This window comes from Streptomyces sp. NBC_00878, from assembly GCF_026341515.1.
In the GTDB taxonomy this organism is placed as follows: domain Bacteria; phylum Actinomycetota; class Actinomycetes; order Streptomycetales; family Streptomycetaceae; genus Streptomyces.
In genome coordinates this window covers 212,659-234,708 of sequence record NZ_JAPEOK010000001.1, presented here as the reverse complement: position 1 = coordinate 234,708, position 22,050 = coordinate 212,659, and the positions used below count along the sequence as shown (strand labels likewise).

The 22,050-nt window shown below is 71.0% G+C and carries 15 protein-coding genes; 11 read left to right on the top strand and 4 right to left on the bottom strand.

Annotated features, from left to right (window positions below; translation table 11 throughout):
• Nucleotides 1-20 precede the first annotated feature (20 nt).
• Nucleotides 21-587 (top strand): nucleoside deaminase, encoded by a 567-nt coding sequence (locus OHA11_RS00745; protein WP_266490911.1) that lies wholly within the window; start codon nt 21-23, stop codon nt 585-587.
• Between the two features lie 33 nt (nt 588-620).
• Here the strand turns inward: OHA11_RS00745 and OHA11_RS00740 are convergent, their stop codons facing one another.
• Together OHA11_RS00740 and OHA11_RS00735 are read right to left on the bottom strand one after the other, a co-directional pair.
• Entirely contained in the window at nt 621-1,289 is a 669-nt protein-coding gene (locus tag OHA11_RS00740) for a hypothetical protein (RefSeq protein ID WP_266490908.1), read from the bottom strand.
• 200 nt (nt 1,290-1,489) lie between these two features.
• Nucleotides 1,490-2,038, bottom strand: coding sequence for a YciI family protein (locus tag OHA11_RS00735; protein ID WP_266506840.1), 549 nt, complete (start codon nt 2,036-2,038; stop codon nt 1,490-1,492).
• A 220-nt stretch (nt 2,039-2,258) separates the two neighbouring features.
• Here OHA11_RS00735 and OHA11_RS00730 point away from each other — a divergent pair, with 220 nt between their 5' ends.
• On the top strand, nt 2,259-2,939 hold the full coding sequence (locus tag OHA11_RS00730) for a hypothetical protein (protein WP_266490906.1): 681 nt from the start codon (nt 2,259-2,261) through the stop codon (nt 2,937-2,939).
• Between the two features lie 39 nt (nt 2,940-2,978).
• Here OHA11_RS00730 and OHA11_RS00725 read toward each other — a convergent pair whose 3' ends face one another.
• Nucleotides 2,979-4,634, bottom strand: coding sequence for a serine/threonine-protein kinase (locus OHA11_RS00725; RefSeq protein ID WP_266490905.1), 1,656 nt, complete (start codon nt 4,632-4,634; stop codon nt 2,979-2,981).
• Between the two features lie 252 nt (nt 4,635-4,886).
• Here OHA11_RS00725 and OHA11_RS00720 point away from each other — a divergent pair, with 252 nt between their 5' ends.
• The 7 genes from OHA11_RS00720 to OHA11_RS00690 all read left to right on the top strand — a co-directional run bounded on the left by OHA11_RS00720 (nt 4,887) and on the right by OHA11_RS00690 (nt 11,446).
• Nucleotides 4,887-5,957 carry a protein kinase family protein gene (locus tag OHA11_RS00720; RefSeq protein WP_266490902.1) on the top strand — a complete coding sequence of 357 codons (1,071 nt, stop codon included), beginning with the start codon at nt 4,887-4,889 and terminating at the stop codon, nt 5,955-5,957.
• 54 nt (nt 5,958-6,011) lie between these two features.
• Nucleotides 6,012-6,725 (top strand): hypothetical protein, encoded by a 714-nt coding sequence (locus tag OHA11_RS00715; RefSeq protein ID WP_266490900.1) that lies wholly within the window; start codon nt 6,012-6,014, stop codon nt 6,723-6,725.
• 121 nt (nt 6,726-6,846) lie between these two features.
• Nucleotides 6,847-7,419 (top strand): hypothetical protein, encoded by a 573-nt coding sequence (locus tag OHA11_RS00710; protein ID WP_266490895.1) that lies wholly within the window; start codon nt 6,847-6,849, stop codon nt 7,417-7,419.
• Between the two features lie 199 nt (nt 7,420-7,618).
• Nucleotides 7,619-7,756 carry a hypothetical protein gene (locus tag OHA11_RS00705; protein WP_266490893.1) on the top strand — a complete coding sequence of 46 codons (138 nt, stop codon included), beginning with the start codon at nt 7,619-7,621 and terminating at the stop codon, nt 7,754-7,756.
• A gap of 63 nt (nt 7,757-7,819) precedes the next feature.
• The gene (ccrA, locus tag OHA11_RS00700) at nt 7,820-9,196 is read left to right on the top strand and encodes a crotonyl-CoA carboxylase/reductase (protein WP_266490890.1); all 1,377 of its coding nucleotides are present in this window, start codon (nt 7,820-7,822) and stop codon (nt 9,194-9,196) included.
• Nucleotides 9,193-10,182, top strand: a complete 990-nt coding sequence (locus OHA11_RS00695) for a 3-oxoacyl-ACP synthase III family protein (protein WP_266490888.1) — start codon at nt 9,193-9,195, stop codon at nt 10,180-10,182. Before ccrA ends, OHA11_RS00695 begins: the two co-directional genes overlap by 4 nt.
• Before the next feature lie 40 nt (nt 10,183-10,222).
• Complete coding sequence (locus tag OHA11_RS00690) at nt 10,223-11,446, top strand: cytochrome P450 (RefSeq protein WP_266490885.1); 1,224 nt, start codon at nt 10,223-10,225, stop codon at nt 11,444-11,446.
• A 143-nt stretch (nt 11,447-11,589) separates the two neighbouring features.
• On the opposite strand, the gene OHA11_RS00685 is transcribed toward OHA11_RS00690, so the two are convergent.
• Nucleotides 11,590-12,801: a cytochrome P450 gene (locus OHA11_RS00685; protein WP_266490883.1), complete on the bottom strand. Its 1,212-nt coding sequence runs from the start codon at nt 12,799-12,801 to the stop codon at nt 11,590-11,592.
• A gap of 345 nt (nt 12,802-13,146) precedes the next feature.
• Between OHA11_RS00685 and OHA11_RS00680 the strand changes: the two genes are divergently transcribed.
• Both OHA11_RS00680 and OHA11_RS00675 read left to right on the top strand, forming a co-directional pair.
• Nucleotides 13,147-13,569, top strand: coding sequence for an NlmOI (locus OHA11_RS00680; protein ID WP_266490880.1), 423 nt, complete (start codon nt 13,147-13,149; stop codon nt 13,567-13,569).
• Between the two features lie 80 nt (nt 13,570-13,649).
• Nucleotides 13,650-22,046, top strand: a complete 8,397-nt coding sequence (locus OHA11_RS00675; protein ID WP_266490878.1) for a type I polyketide synthase — start codon at nt 13,650-13,652, stop codon at nt 22,044-22,046.
• The last annotated feature ends 4 nt before the right edge of the window (nt 22,047-22,050 follow it).

The window sequence follows — 22,050 nt, the reverse complement described above, 5'->3', positions numbered from 1 at the left end:
CCGACGAGTGGAGGCCCGACATGAGTCACAAGGAGTTCCTGGCCGAGGCCGTACGGCTCGCCACTGAATCCGTCGAAGAAGGCTGGGGCGGTCCGTTCGGTGCCGTGATCACTCGGGACGACGAAATAGTGGCCCGGGGTCAGAACCGTGTTCTGCTCACCGGCGACCCCACCGCGCACGCCGAAGTGGAGACCATACGCAAGGCCGTGCAGCGACTGAATCCCGAGGCTCCCTCGATATCGCCGGAACACCAGAACGAGAGCACGCTCGAATATGTGCCGCGCCCCGAAGGGTCTCCCGACCCGGTGGCGGAGCGGGCCCGGATGCTCCAGGGTTGTTCGATCTATATCAGCGGTGCCCCCTGCCCCATGTGCATGAGTGCCATCTACTGGTCGCGGATCGACAACGTCTACTACAGCTGCGATCTGAAGGCCACCCGCGAGATCGGCTTCGACGACGCCTTCCAGTACGAGGACTTCCAAAAGCCCCTCGACCAGCGCCGGATCCACGTCGAGCAGATCCACCCCGAACTCGGCGCCCAGGCCTACGAAACCTGGGCACACAAGCCGGACCGGCACCCCTACTGAGTCGCTCGACCCCTGGCTTCCGGCTGTGTCCCGTCAGCCGCTGGGGCGACGGTTGCGGTACGAGGAGATCGCGGTCAGCACGAAGATCAATGGTGCTCCGACGCCCATGACCAGGAGCGGATGCAGGACCGACTCCAGCCACTTCGGCAGGTCGACGAAGAGGGGCAGCAGCATCAGTACGGTCAGCGGGATGAACGCCATCATCACCGCGGCGAATCCCATCATGAGGGCCGCCTGGCGCGCGTCGCGCCGGTCGATGAGCACGGCGGCCCGCGGGTCGGGTGCCCAGTCCTCGCCGCGCAGTTCCTCCCATGCCTCGAGCAGCAGCCCGAGTTCGCGCTCGACGTTCACGTGAAGATCGTCGACGAAGGGGAGCAGCACCTTGGAGCCGTCCCGGCCGTAGGCGTGCACGAGCACGTTGGCCGCACCGCTCTGCATCGCAGAGGCCGGGTTGGCCTCAGCCTTGATGTCCTGAATGTCCTCCCAGGCCAGCCGTCGGCGCTTGCCCATGCCCCGTGCGTGGATCGCTTTGATGTCCACGGTGGTGGAGCAGCGCAGGGTGGCGTAGAAGAGCCAGCCCATGAGAGCCACCCACGCCGCGAGGAAGGGGTATCGGAACGAGGCGGGTAAGTCGTCGGCGGCCCACATGGGCAGGAACAGGCTCAGCGTGCCCAGGATGATCACCCAGAGAAACATGTGCATCCGCGCCCGTCTCATCCGGTACTCGCGCGGCAGTCCTTCGTACCCCACAGCCACCCCCCAATTCGGCGTGCCTCACGCGTCGGCACCACGATGGGGCACCATGGTGAGGCCCCAACTCCCTTGTGTCGAGGGCCCCTTGTGACGCGACGGCATTACCGGGGGGCCTCGCGATCTTCGGCACCATGAGGACTCGTGACGACTCAGGACGACCGTCCGCCGAACTGCCAGTTGTGGACCTCGATGTCGGCGTACGCACCTGTGGTCAGTACGGCGCGTGCCGTGTCCGGGTCCGGTGCCCGGAGCAGCACCGCCGTACCGAGCCAGGTGGTGCCGTCGTCGGACAGCAGCGGCCCGTACGCGATCAACTCGTCCCGGTCGGGCGGCACGGCGAGGTCGGCGCCCTGCCCCGAGCCAAGGCCGATGACGAGGTACCGGTTGCCATCGGAGGCGCCACCGGGGAAGTCCCACATGGTGCGCCCCAGCATGTTGCGCCACCGGCGCAGCAGCACGTCCCGGTATACGCCGGCCTGGTAGCCGGGCTCGTCGAAGGCGAACGCGCGGGCGGCGGCAAGGTCCGGCAAGTCCACGATGTGCACGCTGCCGGTGGGCACGCCGCCCTCGGTGAGGGTGGGACCGCGGGCGATCATCTCCTTCCCGAAGCGGTCCATGTAGGACCAGTGCTCCTCCAGCAACTCGTGACGCAGCGCCACGGAACCGGGCCGATCGCGGTGGTAGCAGAAGAACTCCATGCCCACACTCTTCACCATCGGGCGCCTGAGAACAGTGTTCGAGGACCATGTGCCGGTGGGTGTGCCGACGGGTGTGCATGCGGTCGGGCCGGATCCGGTTGTCACCTGCCGGGTCCGTCGTGGAGGATCAAGCGTTCGAGGCGCACAGAGCTACTGTGCGCGGTGGGGGCGCGAGGGGGCGGCGATCTTTTCCGTAGTCGTCAATGTGCTGGTCGGTCTCGTGACCAGCCTCATCGGTGGTGGGTTCGTCTGGCTCTGGGAGCGTGGCAAGCGCGCCCGCCGACTGCGGGGCAAGGCGGACTTCTTCGGCCTTGTTCCGGGGGAGAGCTGTTTCATCGTCATCGGCAACAAGCACAACGCACGGGGGGTCGCGCCGCACCAGGAGATCCGCGCCATGATCGAGATCGCGACCCTGGCCGGGCAGCTCGGCTGTGACGTCGACACAGAGTCCAGCGACGACTTCCGCGGCAGTAACGACGACCGCACCGAGTTCTGCGTCGGCGGCCCGCTCGGTGATGCCAACCTCCGCACGGGCGGCCATCTCGCAGCCCACCTGCCAGGTGTCAGCATCCTGCCGCACGGTCCGGGCCCCGATTCGGTGGCCTTCGTCGTGGGCGGCCGACGCTACCCCTTCCGTCGGAACGAGGTGGAGTACGCGCTGGTGGCCAAGTTCGTACCACCCCAGGCGAGCCGCCCCGTCGTGCTGATCTGCGGTCAGAGCTCCCTGGCCAACCAGGCCGCGATCCACTTCCTCAAAAGGAACCATCGCCAACTGACCGACACCCTCGAATCGGTCGACCGCTACTGCGTCCTGGTCAAAATCGCGGACATCGGCACGTACGGCTTCCAGGGCACAAGCCTGGAACGCGACGTGACGGGTGAGGCGTTCACTGCGCCTTGATGCGAGTACCGCGACCATGAGTCGGCGCTTTCTGACCGTTCATCGCGTAGCGCGAAAGGAGTTCAGAATGGTGTCGAGGGTTTGTTGGTTGGCGGGAGCGTTCCAGTCGGCGGCCGGGGTTGTCCACCTGATCGAGTAGCCGAGGTTGGTGTCGACGAGGAGGGCGCGGGCCAGCGTACGCGTGCGGGCGGTGTCACCCTTGGCGAACCATTCCAGGTCGGCTGCCCGCCCACCGGGTTGGTCCACTCGCTGGATGTCGCCGATGCGGTCGAAGCCGGGGTTGAGGCGCCGCAGTTGGGGTTCGGCGATGCGCCAGACGGTGACGGGGTCGGATGAGGCGACGCTGCCGAAGGTGATCCTCAGTGTGCGTGGGTCGCCCGAGGCACCGAACGTGACGCTGAACGCGTTGTCCGGCCGCCCGGTGTCCTTGAGGCGCCGCCATCCCGAGGGCAGTTCGACCGAGAACCCTTCCGGCGCGACGTAACGCTTGGTGGCGGGCGGCGCCGTCGCTTCTGCGGAGACGCTGGAGGAGGGGACGGCGGGCACGGCGGGGTCCGAGGTTCCGGACGAAGCGCCGCCGGTCGGGTCCGCGGAGGGGCGAACCTGGGTGGGAGGCGCAGGAACCGGCGCGGCAGCGGAGCCGGACGCGGTGGCTGCCGGGCCGGCTGCGTCGGACGCGTCCGAGGCCGATCCGCTGTTCACGGTGAGTACGACCGGGACGGCTACGACGGCCAGTACCGAACAGGCAATCGCGAGGATGATGGGCCGCTTCCTGCGCCACATCCGTTCCGCCCCCGGCACGGTCCCGTAAATGCCGCGCAGCCCGAACACGTGCGGCGGTTCGGCCGAGTCCTCGCTGACCATCCGGGCCAGCGCCCTGCGCAGTACCGGTTCGGTGAGCCGTTCCCTCGGGTCTTCGCGGAGCAGGCCGTGAATGGTCTGGCGCAGTCGACCGGTGGACAGCTCGCCCGTCCAGGATCTGTCCGCTTCTCCCCGTGTCCGGTCTCCCACGATGCCTTCCGGGGAGAACGAAACGCCTTCGACGTAACCCGGGTTCGAAGCGGGCGGACGACCCTCGACCATGGTGTGCAGGAGCGCTCCCAGGGCCCACAGATCCGTCGAGGGATCGATCGCCTCACCGCGGATCTGTTCCGGAGAGGCGTACGAGGGTGCGTTCGCCCTCAAGGACCTGTCCGCTCCGCTCAGCCCGAACCCCGTGACCACCACGCTGCCATCCGTCTTGACGAAGACCTGGTCGGGACCGAGGTCGCCGTGTATAACACCCAACCGGTGCGCGGCCGCGAGCACATCGAGGATCTCCAGGCCGATACGGACCACCCGGGGCTGGTTGAACGGTCCGCTGAGGTCGAGGAGTTCACTCAGGGACTGGCCATCGATCGGTTCCATGACGGTCCACAGCCGACCGTCCTGCTCGGTGACGTCAAGGACGGTGGCCACCCGGCCAGGCGCGGAGGCTTCCAAGTTCGCGGTCTCCCGCAGTACCCGGGCCGTGGTCTGCCCCGACGTCTCCTCACGGAGGATCGCGGGAAGCCGGGCTTCCGCCAGGAACACCAATCGGCCGGATGCCATGTCCTGACCGTGCCAGCCGACCCGGAATTCCTCTCGGTGCACGATCTGGAGCGGTCGATATCTCCCGGCGATCAACTCGGTTGTGGAGGTCTGCGCTTCTGCCATGCTGATCCTTCACTGACACGTGGCTTGCACCTTGACCATCAGTACGAAGGCGATGCCGGTGAGTGTTCAATCATGCGCGATCGCACTGTTCGGTTGTGCGGTGTCGATGCTGCGAGGCCGGGTCGTTTCTTGGCGTCGACGTTCGCGTACGGTGCGGTCAAGCTGCCCTTCGGCAGCGGCTGTTGACTTGAGGACGCCGGGACGCGCGAGTGGTCGGCCACGAGAAGCGAGGTAGACATCCGGATGCAGGCCATGACCGACGGTGCTGGGATGCTGCCCGACGAGCGGTTGGCTGCCTACAGCGCCGTTTCCACATCCCTGGCCCTGCGCAGTGATCGAGAATTGGGCGAGCTCGTGGACTCTGCCGCACCGCTCGGTTCCGGTATCGGTGGGAGGTCGGCGCTGCTGGAGGTCGGAGGTACGCCGGTCTTCGTGAAGCGGGTCCCGGTGACTGAGGTGGAGCTTCGACCTGAACACGTCCGGTCCACGGCCAACGTGTTCGGACTGCCTGTCTTCTGTCAATACGGAGTCGACGGGCCCGGTTTCGGGGCGTGGCGGGAGGCCGCCGTCCACACCATGACCACCAACTGGGTGCTCTCAGGGCAGTACCAGGGGTTTCCGCTGACGTATCACTCGCGGGTTCTGCCGGACCCGGCACCGGCTCTTCCGGAGGAGCTGGCAGACGTGGATCGGGTCGTAGCCAAGTGGGGAGGCGCGCCGGAGGTACGTCGTCGTATCGAGGCCATCGGTAAGTCCCCGGCAAGCCTCGTCCTGTTCCTGGAGTACATCCCGCAGACCCTGCACGAGTGGCTCACCGAACAGGTACGGACCGGTGACGAGGCGGTCGGCCGGGCCTGTGCCCTGGTGGAGAAGGAACTGGAGGCGGGCACCTCGTTCATGAACGCCCGCGGCCTTCTGCACTTCGACGCCCACTTCCAGAACATCCTGACTGACGGCCGCCGCCTCTACTTCGCCGACTACGGCCTGTCTCTGTCGTCCAGCTTCGACTTGACCCCCGCTGAGGTCGACTTCTACGAGAGGCATCGAACGTACGATCGCGCGTACACGCTCAGCTACTTGGTGAACTGGCTGATCACGGACCTGTACGGGTACGAGCGGACGGAACGGATGGCGGCCATTCGCGCATGCGCCGAAGGGGTGGGGCCTTCTGTGGGTCCGCCGGAGGCTACGAGCGCCCTTGCCCGTCACGCACCGCTCGCCGCAGTCGTGACGGACTTCTACTTGAAGCTGCAGAACGGGAGTCGAGAGACTGCGTACCCGCTGGCGGCGATCCACCAGATCTTCGAGTCGCGTGACAACTGAGTGTCCCCGAACGCCGCTGGGACCGGTCCCCGGCCGGACTCATAGGCTGGGCCGGTGATTCCGCGCTACTTCGATGGTCTCAACCGCTTCGAGCGGGCATTCGTGGTGGTCGTCGCGTGCCTGGCGGTACTGGGAATTGGGAGGGCGTTCTGGCCGGAAGCCGACGAGGACAACGGCCCCGCTCCCGGCACCACCGCGACGGCCGAAAGGCTGCCGGTCGAAGTCGGCGCGGCCGAACCGGAGCTCATGGACACCGACACCAGCCGTTCGGAGATGGGCCTGCCGCCGAAGCCGGGCTCCGATGCGCCGTTCACCGAGAGGGTGCTGGGTGAGGTGCAGGAGAAGACTCTCCTCATGGCGGGAATCCGCGCCAAGGTCAGCGCTGGATGCGAGGGCGGCCAGGTCATGGTGAAGACCGGGCAGAAGACGGTGTGCACGGTCACCTACCGGGGTGTGAAACTGCCGTGGGACGTCTGGGTCGAAGACGTTGCCGGCGGAGGGCCCGTCCAGCTCATCCACTACCAGATCTATCCTCCTGACTCGGGCGTGCTGCTCGCCAAAACGGTCTACGGCCGGTACTGGGAGCTGCGTCACAAGAGCGCGAAGGAAATGCGCTGCGACCGGATCCCGTCCCTCAAGACCGTCACGGTCGACGATGACACCGGGTACGAATGCCAGTATCTCGATACCGGCGGTGATGCGCCTCGCTGGGTGAACGAAAAGGTCTTCCTCGCGCAGGGCGGTCCCTCTTTCCGGGAGATCGAGTAAGCCTCAACTCCCCGTTCATACACGGTAACCAGGACCGATCCACTGCCGCCAACGGCCCGGGAACCCGCCGGGTCATCCGGAGCCGGGACCGGTCCCTGCACACTCCCCGTTGAATACCCGCATGACCCACGCGCCGTCAGTTACCCGTCCCCGCCTGCTCACCCGCATCCTGCTCACCCGCGTCCTCCTCTCCGTGGCCGTGACGGCGGCCGTCGCGTCGTGCTCATCGATCGAGCCGGCCACCGACCGCACCGCCACGCCGACTTCGGCCCCGCCCAAGGCCCCCGCCACTCCCTCGGTCTCCAGCACTCCCACGAGCCCCACCGCGTCACCCACACCTCCACCGGCGCCACCGGCGGATGGTGACAATTCCCGGGCGTGCGCGGACGGCACCTGCGAGATCCGAGTGACCGTCTCGGCCACGGTGCCGCTGCCGGCCCGATTCGGCCTCGGCCCGTTGGCGGTGACCGGGATCAACGCCAAGACGGTCACGATGGCCGCCCCGCTGCTCCAGCCGGAGTTCTCCAGCGACGGTGGGTGCGAGTCCAGTTTCACCGGCCCGGCGGCGAACTCCTCCGCCTACGCGTCTTGGACCTGTCACCCGGGCGACAAGGCAGTCATCAACAAAATGAGCCTGCAGACTGTCGGCGTCGCTGACGGGGCCGCCATCATCCGCATCCGACCGGCGGCGTGAGTTCGGCGGGAACTCGCGCAGTCGGTACGCGTCATGTCTGGGGTCGAGGGCAGGGCACCCCTGTTGGAGGCACTCCCGTGAATAGGGGTTGTCCGGCGCGGGTGGCCCTGCAAACCTCATCGGTAGGAAATATGTCTCCCTCGGAAATGAATTCGCGGATTTCCCTGTCCTAGATTCCGCCTTGGGGACAGGAGCATTGATGCAAAGGGGAGCGGGGTGTGAACGCCTCGTGCACGGCGTGTGCGAACACCTCGTGCACGGCGGTGAGTTCGCCGACATCGACGGCGAAGAAGTCGTCGTATATCGCGGGGAAAACCGCACGGCCATCGCACAGTGAAATCCGCGGACGGGCATCAACCAAAGCCGTGACCGATCAACCCCTGTCCGAAGGAAGGGATTCATGGCCTCTGTCACCGATGCGGTCCTCGCGGGTGCGAGCCCGCAGGACCTCGAACGCGCGGCTCTGCCGGAGGAGTTCACGGCAGCGCATCTGCGCGTCGAGGACGTGGATGTCTTCCAGGGTGTGGCGGACAAGGACGTACGCAAGACCCTCCGGGTCGGCCCCGTCCCCATGCCCGAGCTCGCGCCCGACGAGGTTCTCGTCGCCGTCATGGCCAGCTCGATCAACTACAACACCGTGTGGTCCGCCACCTTCGAACCCCTGTCCACCTTCCGCTTCCTCGGCTCGTACGGCAGACAGGGCGGCTGGGCCGAACGCCACGACCAGCCCTTCCACGTGCTCGGCTCCGACGCGGCCGGTGTCGTCGTCCGCACCGGCTCCGCCGTACGCCACTGGAAGACCGGCGACCACGTCCTCGTCAACGCGGCCGTCATCGATGAACAGGAAGCCATCACCCAGAGCGACGGCATGCTCGGCGAGCACCAGCTCGCCTGGGGCTACGAGACCAACTACGGCGGCATCGCCCACTACTGCCTCGCCCGCGCGAGCCAGCTCATCCCCAAGCCCGCCCATCTGACGTGGGAAGAAGCCGCCTCCGTGCCCGCCTGCGCCGGCACCTCCTACCGGATGCTCGTCTCCGACCGGGGCGCCCGGATGAAGCAGGGCGACATCGTCCTCATCTGGGGTGCCACCGGCGGTACCGGCGCCTACGCCGTGCAGTTCGTCAAGAACGGCGGCGGCACACCGGTCGGTGTCGTCGGCTCCGCCCGCAAGGCCGAGGCCCTGCGGGCCCTCGGCTGCGACGTCGTCATCGACCGCAGCGAACTCGGACTCGGCGAGTGGGACGGCGACAGCGACGACGAGGTCGCCCAGGCCATCACCGACGGCAAGAGGCTCGGCCGCGCCATCCGCGACGCCACAGGCGAGGACCCGCACATCGTCGTCGACCACGTCGGCCAGGCCACCTTCGGCATGTCCGTCCTCGCCGTCCGGCGCGGCGGCACCGTCATCACCTGCGGCTCCAGCACCGGTTACCGGCACCGCTACGACAACCGGTACCTGTGGATGAAACTCAAACGCATCCTCGGCAGCCACGTCGCCAACCTCCACGAACAGTGGGAGTGCGCCCGCCTGTTCGGCCAGGGCCGCGTCATGCCCGCCCTCTCCACCCTCTATCCCCTCGACGAGGTCGGCGAGGCCACCCGGCTCGTCCAGCTCAACGAGCACATCGGCAAGGTCGGCGTACTCTGCCTGGCCCCCGAACCCGGACTCGGCGTCACCGACCCCGAACTGCGCGCCCGCATCGGCGAGGAGCGGCTCAACCCGCTGCGCCCCTTCGCCACCCCCGGGCCCGGCGCCCTGGCGGTGACCGCATGACCGCCATCGGCATCCTCGGCACCGGCTCCTACCTGCCCAAGGAGGAGATCACCAACGAGGAGATCGCGCGCCGCGTCCCGAACATCACCGCCGAGTGGATCGGCCGCCGCACCCTCATCCGCGGCCGCCGCTACGCCGCCCCCCACGAGGCCACCTCCGACCTCGCCCGCAACGCCGCCACCGCCGCCCTGGAGCGAGCGGGCGTCAGCGCCGACCGCGTCGACCACCTGATCGTGGCCACCTCCACCGGCGACGCCCCGCTGCCCCCGACCTCCTCCCTGGTGCAGAACTCCCTCGGCGCGACCCGCGCGGTCTGCTTCGACATCAACATCGCCTGCGCCGGCTTCGTCTACGCCCTCGACATCGCCCGCGCCCTCGTCGCCCAGCGCCCCGGCACCCTCGCCCTGGTCATCGGCGCCGACCTCTACTCCCGCTTCCTCGACTACGACGACCGCGGCACCGCCGTCCTCCTCGGCGACGCCGCCGGAGCCGCCGTCATCGGCGAGGTCCCCGAGCCCTACGGCATCCTCGGCACCGAACTCGCCGGGCGCGGCGACGCCCACGAGCTGATCTGGATCGAGGGCGGCGGCAGCCGGGTCCCCGCCTCCCACGACACCGTCGACGGCGGCGGCCACTCCCTGCGCATGGCCGGCCGGGGCGTCGCCGACTTCGTCATGACCAATGTGCCGCCCATGATCGCCCCGCTGCTGGAGCGCACCGGCACCACGATCTCCCAGGTCGACCACTTCGTCCCCCACCAGGCCAACGGAGTCCTCCTCGGGGAACTCGTCGAACGCTGCGGCCTGACCGGCGCCCGTACCCACACCCCGCTGGTCAAGTACGGCAACATGGGCGCCGCCTCGGTGCCCGTCGCCCTCGACGAGGCGGCCCGCGACGGCCTGATCGCCGACGGCGAACTGCTGCTGCTCGCCGGGTTCGGAGCGGGCATGGCGGCCGGGCTCTGTCTGCTGCGCTGGGCGGCCTGACGCCGCCTCTCCTCGTTTCTCCGCACCTGAAGGAACCCCTATGCCCCCTGCCGAGACCACCGTGGACGAGTCCTTTCCCCGGCTGAGGAAGTGCCCCTATCGGCCGCCCGAGGAGTACGACGACCTGCGGGCCGCCGACGGCCCCGCGGCGGCCCGCCTCTACCACGGCGGACGTGTCTGGGTGATCACCGAGTACGAGCAGGCCCGCGCCGTCCTGCACGACAGCCGGTTCAGCTCCGACATCACCCACGCCGGATACCCCATCTACGCAGAAGTCCTCGAAGGGTTCCGTGCCTTCCCGCTGCTGAACACCCTGGACCCGCCGCTGCACACCGCGCAGCGCAGGGCGATCGTCAGCGAGTTCACCCTGCGCCGGGCGGAGGACCTGCGGCCGGCGATGCAGAAGCACGCCGATGAACTCCTCGACGCCATGACCGCCGGCGGGAACACCGCCGATCTGGTGGCCGACTTCGCCGAGCCGTTCGCGGGCACCATCACCTGCTGGGCGCTCGGCATGGACTACGCCGACCTCCAGGCATGGCTCGTCAGCAGCCGCGAGGTCCGGGAGAAGGCCTCCGGCTCGGCCACCGACACCGGCGACGTCGGGCAGGAGATCGCCCATCAGATCGTCGCGCTCCAGCAGTACTTTCAGAAGTTCGTCGACGACAAGCTGGCGCAGCCCGGTGACGATCCCGTCAGCCGGGTCGTCGAGAAGTATGTGAAGACCGGCAAACTCAGTAAGGACGAGCTGGTCAAACTCTGCTTCGTCATCTTCGTCGCCGGGCAGTCACCCGTGAAGGCGATGATCACCATCGGGTTGCTGAGGCTGCTGGAACAGCCCGCCGAACTCGCTGCCGTACGGGACGCTCCGCGACTTCTGCCCGCCGCCGTGGAGGAGCTGACCCGGCTGGTGAGCCCGCTGGACCTGATGCCGCGGGTCGCACTGGAGGACGTCGAGATCGGCGGGCGCCTGATCCGCGCGGGAGAGGGCGTCGTCGTCGCCGGTGCCGCCGCCAACCGTGACCCCGCCGAATACCCCGATCCCGACCGCCTCGACCTCACGCGCGAGGGCCGCAGCCACCTGGCCTTCGGCTCCGGAGTCCACCACTGCCTCGGCGCCAACCTCACCAAGGTCGGCCTCCAGGTCGCCTACGCCACCCTCCTGACCCGCCTCCCCGGCCTCCGCCTCACCGAGTCCTCCCAGGACATCTACCCGCACCCCTCCTGGCACCCGGAGATCGGCCGCATGCCCGCCGCCTGGTAGCCGACCCCGACACCGACGCCCGCCGATGCGCTTCGGCGGGCGTCGTCATGCGGGGAGGGGGCGTGCGGGAAGCAGACAGCGCGCGAAGGCGCCGGCCCGCGGAGGAAGCGGGCTTGGCGCCAGGTACGTACGAGGAACGCGTGTCAGGTGGTCGTGACGAGGAGGCGGCGGGGGCCCACGACGTTCTTCGGGTGGTGGTACGCCACCGCGTCCGGGGTCTGGGCGACGGCCAGTTTCGGGAAGCGGTCCAGGAGGAGGTTGAGGACGACGCGGCCCTCCAGGCGGGCCAGCGGGGCGCCCATGCAGAAGTGGAGGCCCTGGCCGAAGCCCAGGTGGCGGGACTTGTCGCGGTGGAGGTCGAAGGTGTCGGGGGAGTCGAAGCGCTCCGGGTCGCGGTTGGCCGACACCGTCCACATGGTGAGGACCTGCCCGGCCGGTATCGTCCGCCCCGCGAACTCCGACTCGGCCGTCGTCATCCGCACCAGCCGGGAGAACGCCGGCCGCAGTCGCACCGCCTCCTCGACCGCCGCCGGGATCAGCGAACGGTCCTGGCGCACCTCGGCGAACGCGGCCGGGTTCTCGTCCAGGCACAGGACCGTGCTGCCGAGCACGGCGGTCGTGGTGATGTGACCCGCCATCAGCAGCGTGCCGGCGAAGCCGATGATCTCGTCGTCGTCGAGCTGCCCGTCCTCGGTGCGGGCGCTCACCAGCTGACCGATCAGATCGTCGCGGGGTGTGCTGCGCCGGTCCTGGACATGCTCCAGCATGTACGCCCGCATCTCCCGGGCCGTCTCCACGAACGCCAGCACGTTCTCCTCGCTCGGCAGCGCGCTCTCGGCGCCGCCGTTGGCCGCGATGAAGTTCAGCGCCCACTTCTCGAACAGCGACCGGTCCGCCACCGGGATGCCCAGCAGCTCCGCGATCACGAACACCGGCAGCGGATGCGTGACGGCCTCCACCAGGTCGAAGCCGTCCCGCCCGGCCACCTGGTCGAGCAGCTCCGTCGTCAACTCCGTGATACGCGGCTCGAGACCGGCCACCAGCTTCGGCGTGAACGCCTTGCTGACCAGGGATTTGAGCCTGCGGTGCATCGGCGGGTCGATGCCGACGACATTCCCCTTCGCCATCCAGGCCGTGTCCGGATGCGTCGGAATGATCGCCGACATGTCACTGGAGTATGTCGCCGGGTCGGACAGCACCCGTTCCACATCGGCATAGCGGAACAGATGCCAGAGCCCGGGAAACACGTCGTCGGCGAGCACTGGTTGTTCGGCGCGGTTTTGAGAAAGCCAGGCAAGCAGCGAGGGAAAGTCGTCCTGGGATTGCCCGGCGGAATCCTGCTGTTCGATGGTCATCGTCTTGCTCCTCGGAGGGGAACCGGACGGTGAGCCCGTCCCGTCGGCGGCCAGATTAACCACGTGCCGACCGGACCGGACACCCCTAAAGGGGCCCCGGAAAAGCACCCCGGGCACCCCTAACCGGCCGGTCCGGGCTTGCCTGGACAACCGCTCGGTTCGATAGCTTGTGGATCGTGTCCCGGACGGCGGGAGCGGCCCCTTTTTTCCAGCTGCCCTTTACTTCCTCGGAGTTCACTCATGAGCGACCAGTCTGTTCAGTCCATGGACCACACCGCGCCGGAATCCGTTCCCGCCGCCGGCGGAGATGTCGTCTTTCCGGAGCGGAACGAAATAGCAGAGGAAATGAAGCAGCTCGATTTCCTCCTCGGTGAATTCCGGCTGGAATACACGAACCTGACCACCGAGCAGGTCACCACCGGTCGGGCCACCTCCTCCGGCAAGGCCCTGGCCGACGGCCGGTTCCACGAGATCACCCAGTACATCCCCGTCCCCGGCATCACCGCCGTCTGGCTGATCGGCTGGAGTGACATCGAGGGCCACTTCGTCTCCTTCTACTACGACGACTGGGGCCACCACGGCACCTTCACCAGCCCCGGCTGGGAGGACGGCCACTTCCGGATCACCGGCGACAGCTCCGTCTTCGGCGGGCGCCACCGCTTCGTCGACGACTACGAGATCGACGAGGACGGCTCCGTCCTCAAGAAGGGCTACGTCTACATCGGCGAGGACCTCGTCCCCGGGGACATCGTGCGATTCCGCCGCTGACCCGCCGGCGCCGGCCCACCCGCCCCACAGCCCACCGGACCCGGGACCACCGCCGGGCCCCGTCCCAGGGAGGCCCCCGGATGCCGGGAGCGTTCGAGGAGACCCAGGCGATCGCCGTCGTCGGCATCGCCTGCCGACTGCCGGGCGCCGGCACCCCGCAGGAATTCGCCGCACTGCTCGCCCGCGGTGGCGACGCCGTCACCGACGTACCCGCCGACCGCCGCGACATCCTGCCCGACGACCCCGGCATCCCCACGCGCGGCGGCTTCCTCGACCACGTCGACATCTTCGACGCGCCCTTCTTCGGCATCTCGCCCCGCGAGGCGGCCGCCCTCGACCCCCAGCAGCGCCTGCTGCTCGAACTCGGCTGGGAGGCCCTCGAACACGCCGGCACCCTGCCCGCCGCACTCGCCGGCACCGCCGCCGGTGTCTTCGTGGGTGCCCTCGCCGACGACTGGGCCCGCCTCACCCAGCGTCAGGGACCCGACGCCGTCACCGCGCACACCTTCACCGGCCGGCAGCGCTCCCTGCTCGCCAACCGTCTCTCCTACTCCCTCGGCCTCACCGGCCCCAGCCTGACCGTCGACTCCGGCCAGTCCTCCTCCCTGGTCGCCGTCCACCTCGCCACCGAGAGCCTGCGCCGCGGAGAGTGCGAACTCGCTCTGGTCGGCGGCGTCAACCTCGTGCTGGCACCCGACAGCACCCTCGCCGTGCACCGTCTGGGCGCACTCTCCCCGGACGGCCACTGCCGTACCTTCGACGCCCGCGCCAACGGCTACGTCCGCGGCGAGGGCGGTGGTCTCGTCGTCCTCAAGCCGCTGGAGAGCGCCCTCGCCGACGGCGACCGGGTGCACGGCGTCATCCGCGGCAGCGCCGTCAACAACGACGGCGGCGGCACCGCCCTCACCGCCCCCGACGCCGCCGCCCAGCGTGAGGTGATCCAAGCCGCGTGCCGGCGCGCGGGCGTCGCCCCCCATGACATCCAGTACGTCGAACTCCACGGCACCGGCACCCCCACCGGCGACCCGGTCGAGGCCGCCGCGCTCGGCGCCGCCCTGGGCGCCGGACGCCCCGCGGACCGGCCGCTGCGCGTCGGCTCGGTCAAGACCAACATCGGCCACCTGGAAGGCGCGGCGGGCATCGCCGGCCTCATCAAGACCCTGCTGTGCCTGCGCGACGGCCGGTACGCCCCCACCCTCCACCACGACACCCCGCACCCGGACATCCCGCTGGCTGACCTCGGCCTCACCGTCCAGCGCACCACCGAACCCTGGCCAGCCGAGGACGGCACCCGGCTGGCCGGCGTCAGCTCCTTCGGCCTCGGCGGCACCAACTGCCATGTGGTGCTCGCCTCTTGGGAACAGCGGGCGCAGGACGCCCCGGCCGGGCCCGCCACCGCGCCCTGGGTCCTGTCCGGCCGCACCCCCGAGGCCCTCGCCGACCAGGCCCGGCAGCTGCTCGACGCCGACCCCGACGCCGAACCCGCCGCCGTCGCCCACGCGTTGCTCACCACCCGCACCGCCTTCACCCACCGTGCGGTGGTCCTCGCCCCCGACGCCGAAGGACGCCGCGAGGCCCTCGCCGCGCTCGCCCAGGGCCGTCCCTCGCCCGCTGTCGTCACCACCGCGGCCCCCGGCGAGTCCGGCCCCGGACCGGTCTTCGTCTTCCCCGGCCAGGGCTCCCAATGGCCCGGCATGGCCGCCGGACTCCTCGACACCGAGCCCGCCTTCGCCGCCGCCTGGGACCGCTGCGCCCGCGCTCTCACCGCCTGCGTCGACTGGAACCCGACCGACGTCGTCCGCCAGACCCCCGGCGCCCCCGACCTAGACCGCGTCGACGTGCTCCAGCCCGTGCTGTGGGCCGTCATGGTCTCGCTGGCGGAGGTCTGGCGGGCGTACGGCGTCGAGCCCGCCGCCGTCGTCGGACACTCCCAGGGCGAGGTCGCCGCCGCCTGCGTCGCCGGGGCACTCTCCCTGGAGGACGGCGCCAAGGTCGCCGTACGCCGCGCCGAACTCATCGGCCGCCAACTGTCCGGGCACGGCGGCATGGTCGCAGTGACCGAGCCCGCCGAGGCGGTCGCCGCCCGGATCGACGCGCTCGGCGGCGCCATCCAGGTCGCCGCCGTCAACGGCCCCGACTCGGTGATCGTCGCGGGCTCCACCGACGGCCTCGACGCGCTCCTCGCCTCCTGCGCCGCCGACGAGGTCCGCGCCCGCCGCGTCGCCGTCGACTACGCCTCCCACTCCTCCCACGTCGAGGCCATCCGCGACCCCCTGCGCACCGCCCTCGCCGACGTCACCCCGCGCCCCTTCGCGATCTCCTTCCACTCGACGGTCGCCCCCGGTGCCGTCGACCCGGTTCCGGACGGCGACTACTGGTACCGCAACCTGCGTGAACCCGTCTCCTTCGCGCCCGCCGTCACCGCCCTCACCGAGGCCGGGCACACCACCTTCATCGAGATCAGCCCCCACCCGGTGCTCGCCCCCGCCATCGCCGCGACCGCCGAGGCCGCGGGCGCCCGGCCCGTCGTCGTGCCCACCCTCCGCCGCGACCACGGCGGCCCCGACCGCATGGCCGCCTCCCTCGCCCAGGCGTACGTCCACGGCACCCCGGTCGACTGGACCCGGACCCTTCACGGCCCCTACGCGCACGTCGAGTTGCCCACCTACCCCTTCCAGCGCCGCCGCCACTGGCTCGCGCCGACCGGGGCCGCCGAAGAGCCGCCGACGACGAGCGCCGCCGCGCCCGAGCCCGTCGTCCGCCCGAAGACCCCGGTCGACACCCTGGACCTCGTCCGCGCCGAGGCCGCCGCCGTCCTCGGTCACCCCGGCACCGCCGACGTCGTACCCGAACTCACCTTCAAGGACCTCGGGTTCGACTCCCACCTCGCGCTGGAACTGCGCGGCAGGCTCACCGCGGCCACCGGCCGGACCCTGCCGACCACCCTGCTCTTCGACCACCCGACACCGGCCGCGCTGGCCCGTCACCTCGCTGATGAATCCTCAGAGGCACGCCGGTCGAGGCCTGTTGTGCGCACCGGCGCCGAGGACCCCGTCGTGATCGTCGGCATGGCCTGCCAGCTGCCCGGCGGCATCGATGGACCCGAACAGCTGTGGCGGGCCCTCGGTGACGGCCTCGACGCCGTCACCGCCCCGCCCGCGGACCGGGGCTGGTCCGCCGAGGGCCACCGGGGCGGATTCCTCGCCGACGCCGCCGACTTCGACGCCGACCTCTTCGGCATCTCCCCGCGCGAGGCGCTCGCCATGGACCCGCAGCAGCGGCTGCTCCTGGAGACCGCCTGGGAGGCCCTGGAACGTGCCGGGATCGCCCCCACCGCCCTGCGCGGCTCCCGCACCGGCGTCTACGTCGGCGCCATGAACCAGGAGTACGGCCCCCGCCTGTACGACGCCCCCGACGACCTGCGCGGACACCTGCTCACCGGGACCACGGCGAGCGTCCTGTCGGGCCGCCTGTCCTACGTCTTCGGCTGCGAGGGCCCGTCCGTCACCGTCGACACCGCCTGCTCGTCCTCCCTGGTCGCCCTGCACCTGGCGGCCGAGTCGGTGCGCCGGGGCGAGTCCACCCGCGCCCTTGTCGCGGGCGTGACCGTGATGGCCGCCCCCGGACTGTTCCGCGAGTTCTCCCGACAGGGCGGACTCTCACCGGACGGGCGCTGCAAGGCATTCGGCGCCTCGGCCGACGGCACCGGCTGGTCGGAGGGCGTGGGCGTGCTCCTTGTCGAGCGGCTCTCCGACGCACGGCGCAACGGGCATCGCGTGCTGGCCGTCGTACGCGGTTCCGCGATCAACCAGGACGGTGCCTCCAACGGGCTCACAGCGCCCAACGGGATGGCTCAACAGCGGGTGATCCAGGACGCGTTGGCGGACGCGGGGCTCCGATCGCAGGACGTCGACGCCGTCGAGGCGCACGGCACCGGTACGAAGCTCGGCGACCCCATCGAGGCGCACGCGCTGCTCGCGACGTACGGCCAAGGGCGTGAACGCCCGCTGTATCTCGGCTCGTTGAAGTCCAACATCGGACACGCCCAGGCGGCGGCCGGAGTCGCGGGGGTCATCAAGACCGTCCTCGCCCTGCACCACGGAGAGCTGCCGAAGACCCTCCACGCCGACGAGCCGTCCCCGTACGTCGACTGGTCCTCCGGCGCGGTCGACCTGCTGACCGCACCCCGAGCCTGGCCGGAGACCGGGCGCCCGCGCCGCGCGGGCGTGTCCTCCTTCGGCATCAGCGGCACCAACGCCCACGTCGTCCTCGAACAGGCCCCCGCCTCCCGACTTCCCCCCGCCGCACCCGAAACCGCCGCCCCCGTCCCCCTCCTCCTGTCCGCCGCCACCCCCGAGGCACTCAGCGCCCAGGCCGCCCGCCTGCGCGCCCGCCTCACGGACGACACCCCCCTCACCGCGCTCGGCCACTCCCTGGCGACCGCCCGCGCCGCCCTCCCGTACCGCGCGGCCGTCCTCACCGGCGACCGTGAGCGGCTCCACGCCGACCTGGCCGCCCTCGCCGAAGGCGACTCGACCCCGACGGCACCCCGCGCGATCGCCGAAGAGGGCCGCACCGCCTTCCTGTTCACCGGACAGGGAAGCCAACGTCCGTGCATGGGACTGGAGTTGGACGCCGCCCAGCCCGCGTTCCGGGCCGCGCTCGACGAGGTCGCCGCACACCTCGACCCGCGACTGCCGTACCCCCTGCGGATGGTGCTGGCCGACGAGTCCGGGCTGCTGGACCAGACGCGGTACGCCCAACCGGCGCTGTTCGCCCTCGAAGTCGCTCTCTTCCGGCTGCTGGAGCACTGGGGGATCGTCCCCGACCACCTGCTGGGCCACTCCGTGGGCGAGCTGGCCGCCGCGCATGTCGCCGGGGTGCTCTCCCTGCCCGACGCCTGCGCCCTGGTCACCGCCCGGGGACGGCTCATGCAGGCCCTGCCCGGGACCGGCGCCATGGCCGCCGTGGAAGCCACCGAGGAGGAGCTGCTGCCCGAACTCGCCGGGCATGGCGGTGAGTTCACGCTCGCCGCGGTCAACGGCCCCCGCTCCGTGGTGGTCTCCGGCGACGCCGACGCCGTACGCGGCCTCGCCGCCCGCTGGAAGGAGCGCGGCCGGCGCACCCGCGAGCTGCGGGTCTCGCACGCCTTCCACTCGCCCCATATGGAGCCCATGCTGGCCGACTTCGCGGAGGTCGCCGCCGGCGTCGACTACCGGCCACCGACGCTCTCCGTGATCAGCGACCTCACTGGCGCGGAGGCGACCCCAAAGGAGCTGTGCGACCCCGACACCTGGGTGCGGCACGTGCGCGGCACGGTCCGGTTCCACGACGGAGTACGGCGGCTGCGCGCGCTCGGTGTCACCCGGTTCGTGGAGCTGGGCCCGGACGGTGTCCTCACGGCGATGGTCCGGGAGGCCTTCGAGGGCGAGACGGCTGCCATCCCGGTGCTGCGCCGTGACCACGCCGAGCCGGACGCCGCAGTCGGCGCGCTCGCCCGACTGCACCTCGCCGGGCACAGCCCCGACTGGGCCGCCGTCTTCGCCGGGCACCCCCCGGCCGACCCCGCGACCGTGCCCACCTACGCCTTCCGGCGCCGCCGTTACTGGCTGGCCCCGCACTCGTCGGCGACCGGGGTGACGACCGGCGGGACCGCGCTCACCCACCCGGTGCTCACCGCGCTCACCACGGTCGCGGGCGGACAGACCCTGCTGACCGGGCGGATCGCTCACACCACCCACGCCTGGCTCGCCGACCGCACCGTGCGCGGCCGGGCCCTGGTCCCGGACGCCGTCCTGCTCGATCTCGCCCTCACCGCCGCCCGCGAGACCGGCGCCACCAGGGTCGCCGAACTGCGGCCCACCGCACCGCTCGACCTCCCGGCGGACACCACGTTGGACGTCCAGGTTCTGGTGGGCGCCCCCGAGGCGGACGGCCGGCGCACGCTGACCGTCCACACTCGGCCGGCCCCCGGCGACGTTCCGTGGACCCAGCACGCGGAGGGCACCCTGGCCTCCGACGCCGAGGCCAGAACCCCGGCTCAGAACGGGTCTTGGGAACCGCGGGACGCCAAACCGCTCGACACCGACAGCCCCTACGACCGACTCGCCGCCACGGGCACCCTGTACGGCCCCGCCTACCGAGCCCTGCGCACGGCCTGGCGGCACGCCGACGTCACCGGCGCCGAACTCGCCGTACCGGACGAGGGGTTCACCCTCCACCCAGCCCTGCTGGACAGCGTCCAACAGCTTCTCGCGGCCGACGACACGGCCGACGACACGGCTGACGAAACCGTCGGCGACACAGCTGACGACAAGCCGCCTGCTCTCGGCGCCGAGTACCGGGACGTCACCGTGCCGACGGGCCCGACCGGCGCCCTGCGCGCGCTGATCACCCCGGACGGGATCCGCCTGACCGACCCCGAGGGCCGTACTGTCGCCACGGTCGGCGCCCTCACCCCGCGCCCCCTGGCCGATGCCGACGCGGCCTGTGGACCGTACGGCGCCGACCGGCCGTACACCCTCCACTGGCGGCCCGTCGCGGCGCCGCATGCCACGGCCGACGCGCGCTGGGCGGTCGTCGGAGAGCCGCTGCCCCCGCACGCCCTGCCCGGTGCCGTGCACCACCCGGACCTGGGTGTGCCGGACGCGGGCGTCGTGGTCGTCGGCTGCGGCGCCGAGCCGGGTGCCACCGGGGCGGACGGCGCCCGAGGCGCGGCCCACCGCGCACTGGCCGTCGCCCGGACGTGGCTCGCTGACGAACGCCGTGCCGACACCCGGTTGGTCGTCGTCACCCGGCGGGCGGTCGCCCCCGACGGCGGGCCCTGCGCCCCCGAACAGGCGCCGGTGTGGGGCCTGTTGAGGTCCGCGCAGACCGAACACCCCGGCCGTTTCGTCCTGGTGGACCTGGACGACGACCCGGCCTCCGCCGCCGCGCTGCCCGCCGCCTACGCCACCGGCGAGCCCCAACTCGCCGTCCGCGCAGGCAGATTGCACGCCCCGCGCCTGACGCGTCCCGCCGCCACTCAGAAGCCCGCTGTCGCCCTCGACCCCGACGGCACCGTCCTGATCACCGGCGGCACCGGCGGCCTCGGCCGCCTCGTCACCCGGCACCTCGCCGAACGGCACGGCATGCGGCATCTGTTGCTGCTCAGCCGCAGCGGCGGGGACGCCGACGCGCTCGCCGCCGAACTCGGCCTCTCCGGCGACGTACGGCTCACCGTCGTCGCCTGCGACACCGCCGACCGTGACGCGCTGGCCGCCGCCCTGGCCGCCGTACCGGCGGAGCATCCGCTGACCGCCGTCGTCCACACCGCCGGAGTCGTCCACGACGCCGTCGTCGAGGCGATCGACCCCGCCGACCTCGACCGGGTGCTGCGGCCCAAGGCGGACGCGGCCTGGCACCTGCACGAACTGACGATTGGCCAGAATCTCGCCGCGTTCGTACTGTTCTCCTCCGTCTCCGGTGTCACCGGCGCGGCCGGGCAAGGCGGTTACGCCGCCGCCAACACCTTCCTCGACGCCCTGGCCCACCACCGCCGCGTCCAGGGGCTGCCCGCCGTCTCCCTCGCCTGGGGACCCTGGGCGCCCACCGGCGGGATGACCAGCAAGCTCACCGCCACCGACCTGGAGCGGATGCGGCGCGGCGGACTCCTCCCGCTCACCGCCGAACACGGCCTCGCCCTTCTCGACAGCGCCCTGCGCGCCCCGGTCGCCCCGCTGCTGCTGCCGCTCGCGCTGTCCCTGCCCGACATCCGGCACGCCGCCCACGAAGGCGCCGCGTCGCCGCTCCACCGCGAACTGGCGGGCACCGCCTGGCGTACGGCCGACGACCGGTCCCCGACCGCCGAACAGGCCCCCGACCTGGCCCGGCAGCTCACCCGGAAGTCCCCGCCGGAGCAGGAGGCCCTGCTCCTTGAACAGGTGCGCGGCCACGCCGCCGCCGTCCTGGGCCACCGCGACGGTCGGCATGTCGAGGCCGGGCGCACCTTCAAGGAGCTCGGCTTCGACTCCCTCATGGGCGTCGAGCTCCGCAACCGCCTCACCACGGCGGCCGGCCGGCGCATGCCCGCCGGACTCCTCTTCAACCACCCCACACCGCTGGCCGTCGCCCGTCACCTCCGCGACAGCCTGGCCCCCGCGGCCGGCGAAGGCACGTTCACCGACGCGCTGGAGGTGCTGGACGGCCTCGTCACCGCGTCCGCCGAACCCGCCGACCTGGCCGCCGCCTCCGACCGGCTGCGCCTGCTGCTCACCCGCTGCGAGGAGCGGGCCGCCACCCTCACCCCGGCCGGACACCGGACCACGGAGGGAGCGCAGGGAACGGAGGGAACGGAGGGAACGGACGGGGTCCGCGAGGCGCTCGCGGCGGCGAGCGTCGACGAGATCTTCTCCTTCATCGACCAGGAATTCGGCCAGGGCACCGGCCAGGGCACCGGCCAGGACCTCACAGCCAACAGCCGGGAAGGCAAGGAATGACGGA